The organism is Candidatus Woesearchaeota archaeon, assembly GCA_020854775.1.
Taxonomy (GTDB): domain Archaea; phylum Nanobdellota; class Nanobdellia; order Woesearchaeales; family 21-14-0-10-32-9; genus 21-14-0-10-32-9.
Genome location: JAHKLZ010000008.1, coordinates 83,946 through 103,137 on the forward strand (window position 1 = coordinate 83,946; position 19,192 = coordinate 103,137).

General features: G+C 32.7%; 24 protein-coding genes. 7 read left to right on the forward strand and 17 right to left on the reverse strand.

All coding sequences use genetic code 11. From position 1 onward, the window contains the following. The first annotated feature begins 221 nt into the window (after positions 1-221). Positions 222-2,546 carry a DNA polymerase II gene (locus tag KO361_02605; GenBank protein MCC7574457.1) on the forward strand — a complete coding sequence of 775 codons (2,325 nt, stop codon included), beginning with the start codon at positions 222-224 and terminating at the stop codon, positions 2,544-2,546. Here the strand turns inward: KO361_02605 and KO361_02610 are convergent, their stop codons facing one another. Then, positions 2,547-2,819: a hypothetical protein gene (locus KO361_02610; GenBank protein ID MCC7574458.1), complete on the reverse strand. Its 273-nt coding sequence runs from the start codon at positions 2,817-2,819 to the stop codon at positions 2,547-2,549. A 198-nt stretch (positions 2,820-3,017) separates the two neighbouring features. On the opposite strand from KO361_02610, the gene KO361_02615 reads away from it, so the two are divergent. Beyond that, positions 3,018-3,209 (forward strand): hypothetical protein, encoded by a 192-nt coding sequence (locus tag KO361_02615; protein ID MCC7574459.1) that lies wholly within the window; start codon positions 3,018-3,020, stop codon positions 3,207-3,209. On the opposite strand, the gene KO361_02620 is transcribed toward KO361_02615, so the two are convergent. Further along, on the reverse strand, positions 3,206-4,243 hold the full coding sequence (locus KO361_02620; GenBank protein ID MCC7574460.1) for a radical SAM protein: 1,038 nt from the start codon (positions 4,241-4,243) through the stop codon (positions 3,206-3,208). The genes KO361_02615 and KO361_02620 overlap by 4 nt on opposite strands. An 85-nt stretch (positions 4,244-4,328) precedes the next feature. Here KO361_02620 and KO361_02625 point away from each other — a divergent pair, with 85 nt between their 5' ends. Further along, on the forward strand, positions 4,329-4,781 hold the full coding sequence (locus KO361_02625; protein ID MCC7574461.1) for a hypothetical protein: 453 nt from the start codon (positions 4,329-4,331) through the stop codon (positions 4,779-4,781). Positions 4,782-4,839: 58 nt separating this feature from the next. Continuing rightward, the gene (locus KO361_02630; protein MCC7574462.1) at positions 4,840-5,895 is read left to right on the forward strand and encodes an AAA family ATPase; all 1,056 of its coding nucleotides are present in this window, start codon (positions 4,840-4,842) and stop codon (positions 5,893-5,895) included. Here KO361_02630 and KO361_02635 read toward each other — a convergent pair. The 7 genes from KO361_02635 to KO361_02665 form a co-directional block, all read right to left on the reverse strand. Next, the gene (locus KO361_02635; GenBank protein MCC7574463.1) at positions 5,892-6,791 is read right to left on the reverse strand and encodes a DUF58 domain-containing protein; all 900 of its coding nucleotides are present in this window, start codon (positions 6,789-6,791) and stop codon (positions 5,892-5,894) included. The genes KO361_02630 and KO361_02635 overlap by 4 nt on opposite strands. An 8-nt stretch (positions 6,792-6,799) precedes the next feature. Beyond that, entirely contained in the window at positions 6,800-7,804 is a 1,005-nt protein-coding gene (locus tag KO361_02640) for a MoxR family ATPase (protein MCC7574464.1), read from the reverse strand. A 71-nt stretch (positions 7,805-7,875) separates the two neighbouring features. Further along, positions 7,876-8,526 (reverse strand): hypothetical protein, encoded by a 651-nt coding sequence (locus KO361_02645; GenBank protein ID MCC7574465.1) that lies wholly within the window; start codon positions 8,524-8,526, stop codon positions 7,876-7,878. Then, entirely contained in the window at positions 8,527-9,162 is a 636-nt protein-coding gene (locus KO361_02650) for a hypothetical protein (protein ID MCC7574466.1), read from the reverse strand. A gap of 46 nt (positions 9,163-9,208) precedes the next feature. After that, entirely contained in the window at positions 9,209-9,796 is a 588-nt protein-coding gene (locus tag KO361_02655) for a hypothetical protein (GenBank protein MCC7574467.1), read from the reverse strand. Continuing rightward, positions 9,744-10,886: a hypothetical protein gene (locus KO361_02660; GenBank protein MCC7574468.1), complete on the reverse strand. Its 1,143-nt coding sequence runs from the start codon at positions 10,884-10,886 to the stop codon at positions 9,744-9,746. The genes KO361_02655 and KO361_02660 overlap by 53 nt, the downstream gene beginning before the upstream one ends. 58 nt (positions 10,887-10,944) lie before the next feature. Further along, positions 10,945-11,961: a hypothetical protein gene (locus KO361_02665; GenBank protein ID MCC7574469.1), complete on the reverse strand. Its 1,017-nt coding sequence runs from the start codon at positions 11,959-11,961 to the stop codon at positions 10,945-10,947. 64 nt (positions 11,962-12,025) lie between these two features. Here KO361_02665 and KO361_02670 point away from each other — a divergent pair, with 64 nt between their 5' ends. Continuing rightward, a complete protein-coding gene (locus KO361_02670) occupies positions 12,026-12,319 on the forward strand; it encodes a DUF357 domain-containing protein (GenBank protein MCC7574470.1) in 294 nt (97 codons plus the stop codon). Beyond that, positions 12,309-12,782 carry a hypothetical protein gene (locus KO361_02675; protein ID MCC7574471.1) on the forward strand — a complete coding sequence of 158 codons (474 nt, stop codon included), beginning with the start codon at positions 12,309-12,311 and terminating at the stop codon, positions 12,780-12,782. Before KO361_02670 ends, KO361_02675 begins: the two co-directional genes overlap by 11 nt. On the opposite strand, the gene KO361_02680 is transcribed toward KO361_02675, so the two are convergent. Both KO361_02680 and KO361_02685 read right to left on the reverse strand, forming a co-directional pair. Next, on the reverse strand, positions 12,779-13,762 hold the full coding sequence (locus tag KO361_02680) for an RNA-guided pseudouridylation complex pseudouridine synthase subunit Cbf5 (protein ID MCC7574472.1): 984 nt from the start codon (positions 13,760-13,762) through the stop codon (positions 12,779-12,781). The genes KO361_02675 and KO361_02680 overlap by 4 nt on opposite strands. 13 nt (positions 13,763-13,775) lie before the next feature. Next, the gene (locus KO361_02685; protein ID MCC7574473.1) at positions 13,776-14,189 is read right to left on the reverse strand and encodes a winged helix-turn-helix domain-containing protein; all 414 of its coding nucleotides are present in this window, start codon (positions 14,187-14,189) and stop codon (positions 13,776-13,778) included. A 112-nt stretch (positions 14,190-14,301) separates the two neighbouring features. Between KO361_02685 and KO361_02690 the strand changes: the two genes are divergently transcribed. Next, positions 14,302-15,366 (forward strand): aminopeptidase, encoded by a 1,065-nt coding sequence (locus tag KO361_02690; protein ID MCC7574474.1) that lies wholly within the window; start codon positions 14,302-14,304, stop codon positions 15,364-15,366. Here KO361_02690 and KO361_02695 read toward each other — a convergent pair. The 6 genes from KO361_02695 to KO361_02720 all read right to left on the reverse strand — a co-directional run. Then, positions 15,363-16,433: a hypothetical protein gene (locus KO361_02695; protein MCC7574475.1), complete on the reverse strand. Its 1,071-nt coding sequence runs from the start codon at positions 16,431-16,433 to the stop codon at positions 15,363-15,365. The two genes, KO361_02690 and KO361_02695, sit on opposite strands and share 4 nt — an antisense overlap. Positions 16,434-16,436: 3 nt before the next feature. After that, entirely contained in the window at positions 16,437-16,949 is a 513-nt protein-coding gene (locus KO361_02700; GenBank protein ID MCC7574476.1) for a hypothetical protein, read from the reverse strand. An 85-nt stretch (positions 16,950-17,034) separates the two neighbouring features. After that, entirely contained in the window at positions 17,035-17,535 is a 501-nt protein-coding gene (locus tag KO361_02705) for a 60S ribosomal protein L31 (protein MCC7574477.1), read from the reverse strand. A gap of 11 nt (positions 17,536-17,546) precedes the next feature. After that, entirely contained in the window at positions 17,547-17,720 is a 174-nt protein-coding gene (locus tag KO361_02710) for a hypothetical protein (GenBank protein ID MCC7574478.1), read from the reverse strand. Next, the gene (locus tag KO361_02715) at positions 17,713-18,144 is read right to left on the reverse strand and encodes a 40S ribosomal protein S19 (GenBank protein MCC7574479.1); all 432 of its coding nucleotides are present in this window, start codon (positions 18,142-18,144) and stop codon (positions 17,713-17,715) included. Before KO361_02715 ends, KO361_02710 begins: the two co-directional genes overlap by 8 nt. Before the next feature lie 127 nt (positions 18,145-18,271). Beyond that, the coding region (locus tag KO361_02720; protein ID MCC7574480.1) for a hypothetical protein at positions 18,272-19,192 on the reverse strand (921 nt) is incomplete at its 5' end.

Here is a 19,192-nt window from a genome sequence, read left to right on the forward strand (position 1 = left end):
TATCATTAAACTTTTTTTTCTTTCATAGAAACCAGGTTTACTTTCTGGCGCGTCAACAATTTTTTAACGATTTCTTAGAAAGATACGACTTAGAACAATTTCTTTTTTTATAAATGTTTCTATGTTCCCTTTGATGACCTTAACAACAACAAAATGAATAAGTAAGTCAATACATAAAATATAGAGAAAACTTTTTTAGTTACATAACATTTCTATTATTAATGAGTCAAAAACAAGAGTGTGAAGGTTTCATAATTAATTCTGTTTATAAAATAGAAAACAAAGAATCATTTGTTTATTGTTATGGAAGATTAAAGAACAAAAAAAGTTTTTGTTTTAAGAAAAGAATCAAGCCTTATTTTTATGTTAAGTTGAAAGATAAAGAAAAAATTAATAAATTTTTAAGTGTTGAATTTGAAGAGACACAATTAAAGAGTTTCTCAGAAGAATTATTAGTGAAAGTTTTGTTTGATAATCAATCTGATTTAAATGATTCTAAGAAGTTATTGGATAAAGAAGGATTTGTTAGTTATGAAGCTGATATTAAGCCAGAGTATAGATTCCTTATGGATAATGACTTGTTAGGCTCTGTTTTTATAAGTGGCGATGTAAGTAAAAGTGATTTGTTGGTTGATTCTTTTTTTGAAGAACCCATAATTAGTAAGGGTTCTTGGATTCCTGGTTTTGAAGATTTAAAGATTTTAGCTATAGATATAGAGACAAGCATGGATTCTGAAAAATTATATTGTGTTTCTTTAGTTCAGAACACGGGTGAAGAAGAAGTTTTGATTGTTGGTAAAAAAGGTTTGAAGAAAAGTACTTGTTGTGAATCAGAAATTGACTTGTTAAATACTTTGAAGGAAAGAATTCTTAAAATTGATCCTGATGTAATAACTGGTTGGAACTTAATAGATTTTGATTTAAAAATTCTTAGCGATAAATCTAAAAAAGGTTTATTTATTTCTAGGAATGAAGAAGAGGTAAGACTTAGAATAACTGATTCTTTCATGACTGATTCTAAAGCCGAATGTGAGGGAAGAGTTATACTTGACGGAATACACTTGTTAAAGACTAGTTTTGTAAGATTAGATGATTATAAATTAGGAACTGCCGCGAAGAGTTTTTCTGATTCTTATAAGTTAATAGGTGACGAGAATAAAGGTGAAGAAATAGAGGAATCTTATAAGAGTAATCCTCAAAAATTAGTTGATTATAATTTGATGGATTCAAAGTTAGTTCTTGATATTCTTAAGAATTCTGGCACTATGGAATTAACAATTCTTAGAAGTAAATTGACAGGTATGCCTCTTGATAGAGTGAGAGCCAGCATAGCTAGTTTTGATTCTTTGTACATAAGGAATTTGCATGAACGAGGATTTGTTGGTCCTAACATGAAGTATTTTAATAGAGAAGAAAGAACTACTGGTGGATTCGTTATGAATTCAGAACCTGGAATTTATGATTATGTATTAGTTTGTGATTTTAAAAGTCTTTATCCTAGTATCATGAGAACTTTCAATATTGATCCTTTAATGTTTGTTCCTGATTGTTCAAAAAAAGATTTGATAAAAGCTCCTAATGGTGCTTGTTTTAAACGAGAACAAGGAATACTTCCTTTAATATTGGAGGATTTGTGGAGTGAAAGAGAAAAAGCAAGATTAAGAAATGATTCTTTAACTAGACAAGCTATAAAGATATTAATGAATAGCATGTACGGCGTATTAGCAAGTCCTAATTGTAGATTTTATAGCACGGACATGGCTAACGCGATTACTCATTTTGGTCATTTGCTTCTTAAGAAAACAAAAGAAATACTTGAAGAAAAAGGTTACAAAGTTATTTATGGAGATACTGATAGTGTTTTTATTTCTGTTAAAGACACAACTAATGAAGATGCTAAAATAACAGGTGAAGAGATACAAAGATTCGTTAATGATTTCTTTACGAAGTACTTAAAAGATAATTACGGTGTTGAAAGCAAAATAGAAATGGAATTTGAAAAGACTTTCAAAAAGTTTTTTTTACCAAGAGTTAGAGGAAGCGAGGAAGGTGCAAAGAAAAGATATGCAGGCTTGCTTATTAGTAAGAGTGAAGAAAAAATAGATTTTACAGGATTAGAATTTGTTAGAAGAGATTGGACCGAAGTAAGTAAGAAATTTCAATTGGAGTTATTAGAAAAAACATTTAAAGAAGAAAATCCTGAGGAGTACATAAAAACGTTTGTTAATGATTTAAAAAAAGGAAAATACGATTCTTTGTTAGTGTATAGGAAAGCGTTAAGAAAAGATGTTGATGAATACACTAAGACGACGCCTCCACACGTTAAAGCAGCCAAGTTACTTGATAAAATAACCAGTAACATAATCGATTACGTTATAACAGTTGAAGGTCCTGAGCCTGTGCAGAAACAAAAAAACAAGATAGATTACGAGCATTACATAGATAAACAAATTAAGCCTTTAGCAGATTCGATTCTTTGTTTTTACGAAACGAGTTTTGATGAAGTGATAGCAGGAAGTCAACAAAAAACTTTAGGCGGTTGGTAATTAAACTAATTTGACGAAGCCGTCTTCTGGAGAAAATATGAATTTGTCTTTAAGCAATTCTTCAAGAATTCTAAGAGTTTCATTTTCACTAATACCTTCCATACGAGTTTCAATAATTATTTCTTCAACTTGAATCTTCTTACCTTTAGAACCACTCATTTCTCTTAATAAATTCATCATTTTTATTTTAGAATCAACACTGCTTTCTTCCATTATTTTAGAAGCCATCATTCTTTGAATTCTTAATAAGTCATCAAAATCGCTCGGATTCATTTTACATAAAGCTAAATCAAGCCTTTTGCTAATTAAACGCTTGAAATAAGCAACCCCTTAATCACAGAATAATCCATAAAACATTATAAATATTTTGTTATTAGTATACAAAAAGCATCACTAGGTTCACAAAAATGACTCACAGAAATACGGAAAAAAAAGAATACTTATATAAACACTGAGCGCGAACTAACAAGAATGGTACAAGCATATTGCGTAAAATGTAAAGAGAAAGGCGTAACGATGAATAACCCAGTCATACACGTGACTCCTAAAGGAGGATACATGGCTAAAGGGAGCTGCCCAAAATGCACAACTACACTGTGCGCTATGATGTCAAAAGACAACGCAGAAGCAGCAATAAATTCAGGCGAAGCCAAGAAGAATTAAGAACGAGACGTCATACGAGTATGATAATCACTTAATTTTTTTAACAAAGCTTTTTTTTCAACAACACCTAGAGATAGGTTGTTGACTATTTTTTCAAAAGAAAAATCAAGACTTAAAAAATTACTTCTAAGAATTCTTCCCGCTTGTTCAGCTTGAACACTTAACTCTTTAGCAGTAGAAGAACCAAAAATATTAGTAGCAGGTAACTTCGTGAAACCATTCGCGCCTGCTTCTAAAAAAAACTTAATTTCAGGAATCCTAGATACAGCCGTACCCGCCATTATCTCAATCAAAGGAAAATCAATGCGCGTACGAGCAATCCACTCAACGACGTCCTCAGGCGCAGGACCATTACTGTAAGGCGTGCCCCTAACAGGTCTTAACGCGTAATAAGTAATCCTGTCAATTTTGTAATCAAAAATTAATTTCTTAGTCAATTCATAGTCCTTAATGGATTCGCCTAAACCAAGAACAACAGTTATACCTTTCTTAAAACCAAGCTCTTCAACTTCTTTTAACATATCAAGATAAGGCTGTAAGGGCTTATCAGGACAAGTCTTGTTATGAAGTTCTTCATTAACCGTTTCCAAACTAGCAACGACTCCTTCAACATAAGGTTTTAAAGCTAACAATTCCTCTTTTTTCAAAACGCCGAGATTAATCCAAATTTTTTCTTCGAATATCTCAGAACAAATCTTCGCAGCCATAAGAAGTTCTTCAAAAGAATAAACATCATAGCCCCCTGTTAAGAATTCGAGTTTCCAATCACAAACCTTACTAATAATAGCTTCAGAATAAACAGATTCTTTGGATCTGCGAGCATTTTCAGCAAAAGCAATCTTGTGTTTCTGAGTGCTACGAAAACAAAAATCACACGTGCCTTTAGAACAATACCAACTAAGAAAAACACAGCGACCAAACCAAACATCTTTCCCAAAATTATCCAAAAAAACTTTGTTAGCTTTCTCAACTAATACTTTCTGTTCATCACTAAGTAAAACTTCTCTTACAACATTATTACTAAGCACAGGCATAAAAATAAAGAAAACAACCTTTTTTTTTAAAACTAACTAAGAAAACCAAAAAGATTAAATAAATAAAAAACAAAAAGAAAGAATAATGGCAGCAATAGAAGTAATTTGTAGAAGATGCGGAAAAAAAGCACCCGCTGATGAATTCAAAGTAGATCACGTATACAAATTAGCAGTATGTAATGTTTGTCACACAGGAAGAAAAAAAGACTTGCCTAAAAGACCAGAAAAAGAAAAAACATTAAGAGAATTAACAGATGAATACATAAAAAAACAGTCAAAGAAACCGGAAAGATACGAAATACTGCGAAGTAAGATAATGGAAGAAGATGATGACTACTTAGAAAAAGCAGTCAGAAAGAAAAAAGAAGAAATGCAAAGACGAAAAGAAAACGCGGTAAAAGTAACGTTTCTAAACGGAAACAAAGTACTATACCCTTGTCAGAGTTGCAAATACAAATTCAAATACGACATAGAAAAACAAAGACCCACGAAGTGTCCTTATTGTGAGAAACCAATACACCCAGACATAGAATTCTAATAATTATCGAATAATCAACAAGCAAATTTTATAAATAAACAAAACTTACACGAACAATATGGGAGTGTTCAACGAAATTCTAAGATCAGATCAAACATTAATAAAAAATGATGACGCATTAAGCTATGAATTCTTACCAAAACTATTACCCTTCAGAGAAACAGAACAAAAATATTTAGCTACGTGCATAAAGCCTTTATTCAACAACAGATCAGGAAGAAACTTATTAATACATGGCCCTCCAGGAATAGGAAAAACAGCAGCTACGAAACACGTCCTTAGAGACTTAGAAGAAGAAACAGATGAAATAGAAGTAATATTCATAAATTGCTGGCAAAAAAACACCACGTATAAAGTATTACTAGAAATCTGCGACGTCATAGGATATAGATTCACACAAAACAAAAAAACAACGGAATTATTCAAAGTTATTTCATCAATAATAAATAAAAAAAGCGCGGTATTCGTGTTTGATGAAATAGATAAAGCAGAAGAACTAGACTTCTTATATTATGTATTAGAAGAAATACACAGAAAAGCCGTGTTCTTAATAACTAATTACAAAACGTGGATGTTAGAATTAGATGAAAGAATAAAATCAAGACTAGTGCCTGAATTACTAGAATTTAAACAATACAACTTAGAAGAAACCAAGCAAATATTAAAAGAAAGACTGACTTATGCTTTCTACGACGGAGCTTGGAAAGAAGAAAACATAAAACCAATATATGACAAGGCGTACGAAGTTAAAGATATAAGAACAGGCTTATTCTTATTAAGAGAATCAGCACTCATAGCAGAAGAAGAATCAAGTAAAGAAATAAAAAAAGAACACGTACAAAAAGCACTAAGAAAAATAGATGATTTCACAATAAAAAACAAAGACTTACTAGAAGAAGAAACCCAACTCATATACGAATTAGTAAAACAAAAATCAGGAAGCAAAATAGGCGATTTGTACAATACCTACAAAGAAAGAGGAGGAAACTCATCATACAAAACTTTTCAAAGAAAAATAAACAAATTAGAAGAAGCAAAATTCATAAGTACAAAGAAACAAACAGGTAGCGGAGGAAACACAACAATAGTAGAAAAGAAAATCACTGATTTCTAAAACTGACGCTTACCCCTCAATTGAAAAAAATTAACAAATTTAGTAACATAATCATCATCATCCGTAGACAACAACAAATAATCACCTTTACTCCTCTTAAAAACATTACTAAGATATTCTTCTTGTTCAATGATTCTCTTGTTATAAGCAACTCTTATCTTCTTAGTATCAACATATAAATTATCACCAGAAACAGGATCTTTAAGCATTAATTGCCCCGCACCCTCAGGAATAAACCTATCCCTAGGATCACGAATAACCAACGCTATCAACTCATAATCCTCAGAGAGCATATGAACATAACGCTCCCAAGACTCAGGAAGATTAAAAAAATCAGACACAATAAAAATAACTCCTTTATCACCAAGAAAAGCCTTAGAACTTAACAACGCCTTATTAAAATCAAACACGCCACCATAATTCTCAATATTAAGCAAATTAAGCTTAATCCTAGTCAAAGGCTCCATACCAATATTAGGCTTTACCTTAATCTTTAAAGAATCAGTAGCCATAGCCATACCAATCGCGTCACCCGCCTTATTAATAGCATCAGCAAGAACATAAATAATTTCAGCAGCATACTCACACTTAAGAACGCCGTGACTAGAAAAAAACATTGAATTACCAACATCAAACAAAAAGAAAACACTAAAATTCTTATAATCCTCAAACTCACGAATCAACGTGGATTTAGCACGCAAACTAGCCTTCCAATCAATCATACTAGCATCATCACCATACTCATACTCACGAAAACCCGCGAACTCCATACCATGACCTTTAAACGTAGTAGCCCACTCCCCTTGCAAAGTCCTAGATAAAACGTCTCGCCTAGAATTAATATCCACTTTATGAAGCCTAGACTTAATATTTATATTCAAATCACTAACTGGCATTTTAACCTCTAAAGTATACGCACCTTAGCAATAATTTCATCAATAATTTTCTCAGTAGTAATTCCTTCAGCCTGACCCTCAAAATTAACAATGATCCTATGTCTAAGAACGTTTTTAGCAACACCCCTAATATCATCAGGAGTAACATTAATATTACCATTCATAAGAGCCCTAGCTTTAGAAGCTAAAAATAACGCGATACTAGCCCTAGGAGAAGCACCCGTACCAATATATTTACCAATCTTCAAATCATACTTATCAGGGAAACGAGTAGCATCAATAATCCTAATAATGTACTCAGACATCTTACGCTCAACAGTAATCATCTTAACAAGTTTCTGAATATCAATTATTTGCTCAGCGTCAAGGACAGACTCTAACTCATAATCCTCAAATTTATGCATAGTAATATTAGTAGTAAGAATTCTTAACTCCGATTCATTACTAGGATAATCCATCATTAACTTAAAAAAGAAACGATCCAACTGAGCCTCAGGCAACTTATACGTACCCAGTTGCTCCAACGGATTCTGAGTAGCCATAACAAAAAAAGGATAAGGCAAAACGAAGGTTTCCTTACCAATAGTAACTTGGCGCTCCTGCATCGCCTCAAGCAAAGCAGACTGAACCTTAGGAGGACTACGATTTATTTCATCCCCTAAAACGAAGTTAGCGAAAACAGGACCTTTAACCGTGTAAAAACCCTTACCTTCTTCGTAAGTCGTAATACCAAGAATATCTGTAGGCAACAAATCAGGAGTGAACTGAATCCTAGAAAAAGAACAACCAGTAATACTAGCAAGAGTCCTAATAACAAGAGTCTTACCAACACCCGGAATACCCTCAAGAAGAACGTGACCATTACACATTAAAGCTTCAATCAAACCATTAACGACTTGTTCCTGACCAATAAAAATCTTAGAAACCTCTTCCCTAATCTGCTTTAATTTTCTTTGATAAACCCTGACTTTTTCATTGAGTTCCTCAGAAGAAATAACATTTTCTTCAACCATTAAATAACTCACCCCTTCAAACAATAAACTAACGCACTAACTCCTTTAAATAATTTTTGAAAAAAAAATGATTAATCCATAATGCCCAGCAATTTATAAATCAACAACGAAGACATCCTCAAAGAATCCTCCACGTCATCAAAGTATAAACTAATACAAAAATCAGAAGCCTCAATCCTAGGCGAACCTTGTCTGAATTCAACAACTAAATCATCAACGCTAGCATCATCACAAGTCACCCAAGAATACTCCTCAAGATTCTCAGCAGAAACAATAACCGTTACTCCATGAACACCACGAAGAATCCTAGCCAATTCATAACCTGCTAAACTAATATAACCAGATTGTTTCGCTAAAACTTCCTCAGAAAAAGACAAATAAACCTGACCATCAACTAATTGAGTCAAAAAGAAATACTGATTAGCATCAGAATCATAACTAAAAACTTCTAAGTCAACAGGATGATACCTGAATTCAAATCTTTGAACAACATCACCCAGCATTACGTTCGTAATCCAAACATTTTCAAGCTGAGGATGCCTAGAAAATTCATAACCATTATAAAACTCATAATCAACAGAATTAACAACTTCTTTTTTAGAAGAAAAAATCAATAATAACAAAACAAGAAACAAAATTAAACCAACAAATAAATAAGATTTCTTAAAAACTAATTTGTTAACATCAGCCTTCTTTTTAGCAACAACTTTTTTCTTAACCAATTAAATCACCCCTTGAACACTAAGTAAAAGATAATCAGAAACTCTTAACAAAGATTCTCCGTTACCAACAACTTCAAAACAAAAAGGACTAATTTCTAATATAGCTGGAGAACCAACTTCTTCAGATAAAACAAAAACAGGAGAAGAACTAGAAGCAGAATCACAATTAATAACTTCGCGATCAGACTCATAAACACTATGACTAAATAAACCATACTTTGCAGGCTTAAAAGAGTACTCTGCGAATTCAAAAACTAAAACATCAAAAAATAACAAGTTAGCATTAAACTCAAATTCTTCACTAACAGGCCTCCTAGAAAACAAAACCCTATCTGCTTGTTTCAAAAAAGACAAATCAGCAGAAACATTAACTAAACCCGCTTCGAAAGGAGAAAAAAACAAGAAAACATCCCCTCCTAAATCAGCATGAAACCTAACAAGTTCCTGCATGAAAACCTTATCATCAAAAATAACTCTTTGACTAAAACTAACATCATTAAAAACAATGATGCTTTGATCATTAGACAAATCCAAAGAAAAAGCCAAAATACTAAAAACCATTAAGAAAACTAAAACTAATCCAATTAAAGCATTATTTCTTTTTCTCCTCTTCTCAAGCTTAGCTGAACGCCTCATAAACAAACACGAAATAAGTTCTTTTTAAAAAATTTACTAAAAAAAATTAGTTATTAACAATATCCAAAGAAATAGTAGGCTTCTTGGTTTGCTCAACAAAAACATCCAATAACCCCCCTGAAAAGAATCGGAGAAGCCAACGCTTATCAGACTTCATAACATAAAAATGAATCTCACCCTCAACGTCTTGATAATCCATGTTCTTAGGAACCACAGCTCTAAAATCAAAACGAGCACCATCAGAATCAACAAATAAACCTTGATTATTAACTTTTACTAAGTCAGAATAATCAGATTTAATAAACACGAATCCTTCAATTTCAGACAACAAAAACAAAGACCTGGAAGAATAACCTCCAGGAATAACACCTCCAAAATGAAGCTTATCAGAATCAAGAATGATACCTACGTGATCAGTCACGTTCAAAGTAAAATTAATACTCTTAAATTCTACAACTTGAAAAGAAGAATAAACCTTCAAACCAAAAAACAATAATGCTATAATAAAAACAACAACTAAAGAAATAAAAACGAATAATTTGTAATCAAAACCAACTTTTTTCTTACGCGCCTTCTTCAAATCACAACACCCGCCTATTAGTCTTTCTAAACAAGAAAACAAGTAAGAAACCAATGATTAACAATATTAAAATAGAAACAGATAACCAAATCACGACGCCAGAAACACTCCTAGAAGAACTTAAAGCAACAAGTTCAACATCAAACACCTTAGATTTACCATCAAAAAAAACAGTTAAAGAACCCTTATGAATTCCTTCATCTAAATCACGTAAATCAATGTATTGCTTATCAACATTTACTTCGCCGAAAGCATCAAGCTTAACAGACTTAGTAGTAGTAGACGCATTACCAATATCTAGGATTCCATAAACATTAGAAAACACTCCGTTCCAAAGACTCTCAACAACAAAAGAAAACATGACTATTTCACCAACACTAAAATTACTAGGACTAAAACTCTTCAAAGAAATATCTTCTTCACCGACTCTTAAAATGCGCGATGATTCAACCTCGTTATCAAAAGAAACAGCTTTAAGAGAAACATTAAAATTACCTGATAAAAAAGAACTAGAAGGAATAAACGTAGAATCAGAATAACGCTCATTACGCTCAAGAAACCTCCTATCAAAAGTCCTAGAAAAAACTTCTTCACCACTAGCACTAGTAACAAATAAAGTACTAACAAAACCAGTAGTTCTAGTTCCTCTAGCTTGAACTTCCCAATTAACAACAGTATCCTCACCTTGATTAACATTAACAGGAGCCAACTTAGTAATAATTATGTATTCACCAGGATACGCGAAAGTAACAAGAATCCTCGCGACTAAAGCAGTAGTCACAGCCATGAAGCCTTGAGAATCCTGAATTTTTTTAGTAAAAATAATCCTTGCTTCCTTAACATCTACTTCATCAAGATTAGGAGGAATATTAAGAGAAATATCAACTTTCTTCGCTTCCCCAGGTTTAAGAATAATATCATCAGTATTAACAGTTATGTACTCAGCTAAATCATGAGAAGTACCAACACTAATAGCAATAGTACTAGAAGAAGAAGACCTTAAAATAAAAGAAAAATCCTCCTGCAAACCATTAATCTCATCATATTCAAATCTATGACTTCCAGGAGACATAGCAAAAGCACTCACGAAACCAGAAAAAAAAATAAGAAATAAAAACAATGACACCAAAAACTCTTTTTTCATAAATAAAAAGACTAAAAACAGAACTATATAAATTTTACTCAAAAAAAAATAAGGAGAATTAGATGAATAAACCCATCTTTTTCTTTATCTTATTAGTTACTTCATCACTAAGAGGATCTTGATTATATCTCAAAGCCAAATAATAAGAAGAAACATCCGCAATCAATAAAGAAGTAACAAATTTAACTAAACCCTTACCATTAATACTTAGCTCAGTAACATCAATCCCTTGATCCTGCAAAGAATCCTTAAACACAGATATTTTCTTCTTTAAACGAGACAAATCATCAGAACCTGAAAGAAAAAACGCGTGAAACAACGCATTCTTATTAACAAAACCCTCAGCTTCATAATAATCAGCACCAGATAAAACATTAGAAAACGCGGAAGACTTAGCATTAACATTAATCAATCTCTTAAACCTATGAGCTGAATTCTCCAAAGAAGAAGACGCATAAATAAGAGGAATAACCCCATAAAATTTTGAAGATAAATCCTCAGCAACTTTAGAAACATCTTGCTTCCTCAAATAATTAACAGCTTCCTGAACATCATCAACGACGCTACTAACCAAGCCTAAATCCTCAAACAATCTAAGCAAAGTACCTATGATTGTGAAAACAGAACACCTAGACGGCAAACCCTTAATTAAATCAATAACAGGAACACCCAGAGAATCCTCACTTAATCTATCACCCGAAGTAATAATTAAAGAACTAGCACCAACCCTCCTAGCACGCCTAAGCCAAGAAATACCTTCCTCAGAAGCACCAGAATAAGAAACAACAATAACCAAGTCATTATTAGTTAAAGTTAAAGAATCATCATAAGATTCTGAGAACAACAACCTAACTTTACCTTGCAAGTAATCACCAACAATCCTAGAAGCATTCAAACTCCAAGAAGAACCAACAATTATTATGTTACCAGAAAAATCAATCTTCTCAATCAAAGACCTAAAAGACCTATTATAAGAAGTTCTCAAATCCTCAGCATAACCTTGAATAAACCTTTTATAATTCTGAGAATCAAACTTTGACAAATCACCAGGAAAATCGGAAACCGAGTCACTCATTAAGACCACCCAAACATGAGAACGTAGAAAACGTTTATATAATTTGTGAAAAACCCCTTAAGAAATGGAAAAAGAAATAACAGAACAAAAACTCAAAAAATATTTTGAAGTAACAGGTAAAGCACTAGAAAAAGCAAAAAACGCAATAAACAAAGAAGAAAAAGAAAAAGCAGAAGACTTCTTAGATATGGCATCAAGATATTATTCAGACGCAGAATTCTTTAAGAAAAAAAATGATTACGTACTAGCATACGGCGCATTAAACTACGCACACGGATGGTTAGACGCAGGAGCAAGAATAAAATTGTTCTTAGTTAATGACAGTACGTTATTCACAGTTGATGAAGATGAACTTTGAAGAACCAGAAACTTACAGAACAAAGAAAAGCGTGATGCTAGATACCTGCTTCATAATACACGAAGTAACAAATCAAAGAGAAAAAAAACTATTAGAATTCTGCGAAGAAAACGAAGTCTTAATAACAAGTTTTAACTTAAAAGAATTAAAACACGTATCAAAAAAATTAGGCCATGACAAAAAAATAATAAAAGACTTCTTGAACAAAGCAAAAATAACAATTATACACTTGCCTGTTTCCCCAGGACAAAAAGAAAAAGAACGAAATTACATTAATAATTTCGACCCTGAATTAATGAAAAAAATAAGAGATCCTAGCGACGCAGTACTAGTAGTAAGCGCTATAAAATCAAAATCAGACATATTAACCAGGGACAAACACCACTTATTCACAACTACACTAGAAGAAGAACTTAAAGAATACAAAATAAGTGTTTACAACGATTTAAGCAAATACGACTAATTCTTAGGATAAACACCAGGCTTCATGAACACTTGATCAGTTTTAACAGCTAAACCCTTAGCTAATTTAATCATGTTATTAGAATTCAATAAAGCTTCACCAACCAAAACTAGTTCATTCTTCAAAGTAAGAACCGCGACTACGTCCCCTTTAACAATATCAGAATCTAATTTAGATATGCCCGGCACTTTAAGAAAAGCCCCATTACACAAAGAATCAACAGCGCCATCATGAATAAAAATTTTCTTTAAATGATCCACTCCTCTTTCAACAGGCTTAATCATTTTTTTCAAAAGAGAATCATCACCTTCATTATAAAAATGAAACGCGTCCGCTAAGTCTTGAAGAGAAACCATTTCATCCTCAGAAAAAGGACCTGCCTTAGTCCTAACGAGTTCAGCCATGTGAGCCCCACAACCAAGCTTTAAACCAATATCATGAACTAATTTCCTAATATAAGTACCTGCTTCACAACCAACTCTAAAAAGAACATCAGAACCTTTAATCTGCAAAATTTCCAAGTAATAAATATTTCTTTTTCTTAACTGACGCTTAACCGCGGACTTAACAGGAGGAAGCTGAGTAATAGACCCAAGAAAATGATTTTTTAAAACATCTCTAAGTATTTCTTCACTAATAACTTTATGAAGATGCATCAAACAAACATATTCCTTACCCGCAGTCAACAAACAATGAGTAATCCTCGTCGCACCTGATAAAGCAACAGGAAGAACCCCTGTAACGCCAGGATCAAGAGTTCCAGAATGACCTGCTTTTTTAATATCAAGAACTTTTTTTAAAAAATCAACGGCTTGATGACTAGTAGGCCCAGAAGGCTTATTAAGAATAATTATACCTGAATCAAGTAATTCTTTAACGCTACGATTCTCAGGCGAACAACCAACAGAATCATTAGTTACAGAAACTTGTTTAGTAAGAACATCAAAACTTCTTTTTTCAAAAGGTAAAACATTATTCAAACAAACCAACTCCTCATTTCTTATCCAAACCTAACTTCTTATCAAGATTCCTACCAATGAAGCTAAGAGAATCAAAAGCATCATTAACTTCTCTTCTAAGATTCTCAGAAACATCTTCAAGATTCTCAAACATCAAGTAATACTTATTATTAACTTCACTAACAAGCCCAACACTCATCAACTTGTTAAGATGATAAACAACTGTGCCCCTAGACAAAGAAGTTCTCTCAGCTATATCATCACTGGATAAACCATTAGGTTTTTGTTTAACTGCTTTAAGCAAAACAATGAATATTCTAAAACAACTACGATCCTTATCCCTAATATTAAACAAACCAAGAGTGCCTCCGAACCATTGCAATAACTCATTAATATTATCATTACTAGGCTCAGAAGTTCTAATTATAGTGACGCGAGTGAATCTCATAAATAAACGTTAATACGTACTTATTTAAATAAATAACTTAATTTTTTAGAACAAATAAAGATAAATAAGAGTCATAGAAAAGTTTAAAAACAATTTAATAAAGAAATAAATAATGCAGAAACAAAGAATAAAAGAAATAGTTAATCAATCCAAATTTAAAAACAAAATAAGAATAGATGTCTTTAAAAAAATATTAACTGATAATCTGAAAGCAAAAAACGAACAAATCATAATCATAGGAGATAAAGGAAGGGAAGACAGATTAATATCTCCTATAATGACTAATGCTTATTCATTAGCAGCTGAAGAACTAGGACTTAATTATGAAACTATTTATCAAAATTTTAAAACAAGAGGAGAATCAGCAGACGCAATAGTAGTTAAAAAATTAATGATGCTCCCTAACAAAAGCATAATAATAGTTAATATATCAAACAGAATAGGGAGCTTAGGACCGTTAGGATTAAGTTTTAGGAAGTTCTGCGCAGACAGACAACACAGATTCATATCTTCGAGCAGTTTAGGAAGTATAGACAACAAGAAACTAAGTTTCTTAATAGATTGTTTAGACATAGATTACAAAGAAATAGAAAAGAAAACCAAGAGATTAGAAAAAATACTGAGTGAAGCTAAAGAAATAAACATAACTACTAAGATAGGAACAAACATAACTTTCGGAGTGAAGGGAATGCCTGGGAAATCCGCGACAGGAATATACTCCGAGCCAGGAACCGGAGGAAACCTGCCAGGAAGCGAAGTGTATATAGCTCCTAAAAAAAATGAGGTGAACGGAAGAGTTTACATAGATGGAAGTTTAAGAATAAAAAACAAAACCATACTACTAAAAGAACCCGTAAGGTTAGATATAAGCAAAGGAAGCATTACTTCTATGAATAATACGTACGAAGCCAGACAATTATTAGAAACTCTTAGATGGGCTCAGAAAAAAGCAAAGAACCCTGATAATGTTTGGAAAATAGGCGAGTTAGGAATAGGCCTAAACAAGAAAGCAAAAGTGATAGGCTCCACTATAATAGATGAAAAAACTTACAAAACCGCTCACATAGCCATAGGAAGCAATTCTTGGTTCGGAGGAGACATTAAAACATTCATACACCTAGACCAAGTATTTCACGACCCAATAATAAAAATAGACGGTAAACTTCTCAAATATTAAATAGGATTAAAATAAGTCGAACCCGAAGCGTTTGCTTGTTCAGCTAAAGAAACAGGAACAATAGATTTATGCAAAGTATTAGTAAGATTGTAAGGCTGAGAAATATCAATAGCTAAAACAGTAGCTACATCTATTTGGCTACTGAAAACATATTCCCCATAAGAATCAGGAACTAATTTATTATGCCAAAAATGCCAATCAATACTACTACTACCACTTCTTATGACTGTGTCATAATCTGAAGGATCAGAATAAATAGGAAGAACAACAGAAGTAATACCAAGATCCGAAGGCGAAAAATTTCCACGAAGCCTATCTAAGAAAGAAGGAGACTTATTATATTCAAAGAATCTTTGATTAACCACTAATTCATTAAACGTAGATGCTTTCTCATTAAAATCAGGACTTATATGATTGTATTTTTCATCAACACTAATAATTATGACATCACTAAAATTCTCAACTCGAAGAGGAACAAGTACTTCATCAACAACTACGTGAACAGGATCTTTCAAACCAATAATACTGAAAGACTCAGACATATTCAAAGAAACATTAAGACTAAAATCATCCTCAATCATTAATATGTTAAACAAAAAATGTATATCCAGCAACCAAGGAGAAGACTGATTCAAAAAAACATCAGAAACAACGAATTCAACTTTTAAACCCGTATTTTCTCTAATAAAATTATACAAATCAACCTCTATTTTTTCTTTAAGATTAGCTTGATCACCACAATAATTAGAACCTCCCAAATCAAAATAACCATACTCTAAACAATTAACGAATTCAAAATCAAAATCATCAACAAAAGAATTCTCAACGAACATAACTTCTAACATAGCAGACAAAGCCTCTTTAGAACTAACAACTGCTTGAGCCCTAGCAATGTTCTCAGCTTGAAACATGAAATTATTAGCAGTAACAATCTTGATTCTATCAACATCAACTTTGTGATCAAGAGGCAACTCAATAATATAAAAAAACAACAACAAAATAAAAGAACTAATAACTAATGCAACAATAGTAAAAACGACGCCCTCCTTATTATTAAACAAAACCATTCTTCATGACCAAATCGTTATATTAGTAGTAGTAATATGAATATCTAAGGAATCGTCAACGTAATAAGTCAAAATCCTACCCGTCAAACTCGTCCTAGCATAATCCAATCTTTCAAGATTATCCTCATAAATAATTGTGTCATTAACAACGTACTCAAAACCAAGATGACTAGGCACAACGAACCTAGTAAGATTAGCAACCAAAACACTAGCCCTAGCAGTATCCCCCCCATCCTCAATGAGCATCTTATACACTTTTTGATAAACAAACAACTCTAAGTCTTCCTCGTAAGCATCATCATACGCGAACTGATACTTATCCCTAACATCCTTCATAGTCGTACTAGCAAGAAAACTAAGAAAATTATTCAACTCATGATAAGTATCCTCAACAACAGGCCTACTAGAATAAATAGACATAACAAGCATAATAGTAACAGTAACAATTAAACCAGCAATCAAAGTATCAAGAGTAAAAAAAACCGCGCCGGACTTACCTCTTTTTATTATACTCACCACCTTCTAAAAACAAAGAACATAATAAAACAACTATTATATAATATTTTCTAAGAAATAAAAAGTAAAAAACCAAAAAAAAAGATTAATCAGACTTCTTAACCGCTTTCTTAACAGACTTCTTAACAGTCTTAGAAACAGGCTTCTCAGAAACAGCTTCTTCAACAGAAGAAACTTCTTCAGACTTAGCCTTCTTAGCTTCTTTAGGTTCTTCAACTTCTTCAACAGAACCATCACTAGGTTGTTTAAGCTTAGCCGCTAACTTATCCTTGAAACTAGTAGGCTTATCAGTTTTCTCAGTCTGAACTTTTTGAACTTTGTAATCATAACCCTCAAGCTCAACAGAAACAAAATCATCATGCTGAACAGTCTTAACAGTCACTTTACCCGGAGGATTAGTAATACCTTTACTCCAAACAAATTCATTAAGAACAGAACCAATCCTAACATCCTCAGACTTCATGTGCTTCTCCACGAATTTCCTAATCTGACTCACAGCTCTCTTAGCCCTATAATACTTAGGAACTTTAATAAAACCTTGCCTTAAAGGAATAGTATAAACTCTCTCAACTTTATTTTTAGCCATTTTAATAATCCTCATACCTTGATACTGCTACGTCTCCAACTCCTCTTAACGAAAGTGTGCCTACCAGGATGAAGTTTCCTACTAGCACCATTAATTTTAGGAACAACCCAGAAAGGAGCCCAACGAGTCATACGACCATGCTTCACTAATTTTTTCTTTTTAGATAAATGAATAAACCTAGACATTTTTAGCACCTTTACCCTTAAGAGCTTCTTTAGAAGCATCATTAATCAATTTAACTCCAGCAATAGTAACAGTTCGCCCCTTATGAACACCAACACCTTCTTGCTTCAACAAACCAGAAGACTCTAATTGTTGAAGAACCTTACGAAGAACGTTCCTAGAAGCACGAGAAGAACTCGCAGGATTAACACCGTTATCCTTCCTAGTACCATATTTCACGCTTAACTTAGAAACACCAACCGGACCAAGCTTTTGAACACTCAAAAGAACAGCCGCTGCTCTAACGTACCACCAATCCTGCCTAACAGGAGGTCTTTGTTTACCATGACCCGTCTTAACATAAGACGCCCACTCAGGAGGATTAACACTACCCCTAAGCTTAACAGCCAAATTCTCTATTACATCATTATTATTTATTACTTTCATATTATTTGCACCTTCAATATCCTGAACCACAAGTCATCATTGCAAACCTCTAAACCAATCAGGAGAAATGATGATTGTTTTAAAAAGCTTATGGTTATAAAAAAGACTAAATGCTAAAAAAAAATGGTTAAATCCAAGAAAGAACAGCTTTAGTATAAAGATAAACCTTAGACAACTCATAATAAATATTATTCTTTTCAACATCACTCATTTCATCATAAAGACGCAACAACTCAAAATAATTACTCTTAACAGAAACAGACTCTGAGAAACAAAGAGCTAAAAAAGAATTATGAACCAGAGCTTGAGCATTATCAAACACAGGCTTAGGCAACTCTAATTCTAAAGCTCTAAACGTAAAATCATCCTTAGATAATTTACTAGTGTTCATAATCAACATCCTCGTTTCCTGAATAAAAGTTAATAATGCTTGCTTAGATAAAAGAACAGATTTACGCTCCTTAGGAAATAAAGATTCAACGTACAAAAGCATTCCTTGACGAAGCGAAGCATTAAAAACACGTCTACGCAAACCCTTCTTAGATTCTTCAAGATCAAATTCTAAAGAAATCTTTAAAGCTAAAGATAAATACTTCCTAGAAACACTAAGCACCGCTATTAAGTCCTTACTTGTTCTATCAAAATCAGCATTAGAAGAATTAAAAACTCTTATGTACAACTCATTAACAATTCTTAATAAATCAGCTTTATCAGAATCATTCAACAAGAATTGTTTTCTTTTCTTCCTAGTAAGCCACCAACCAATCTTAGCAAAGAAAGACATGATTTGCTTCCTGAAAACAATGTACGCAGCTAATAAAGAAGCAATAAAAACAACTATTAAAGCAGTAAACAAAATAAGATTATCAGCGGATTCATCAATTATAAGACCAGGCGTTTCAATTCTTCTACAAGGCTCACAAGGCCCACCACAATCAACACCATCCTCACAAAGAATACTACCATCAAGCATAACATGACAATTCTGAACACCATCAAAACAAGTAGCTTCAGGATCCTCAGGGATTTCTTCTACGCTACAAGGCTC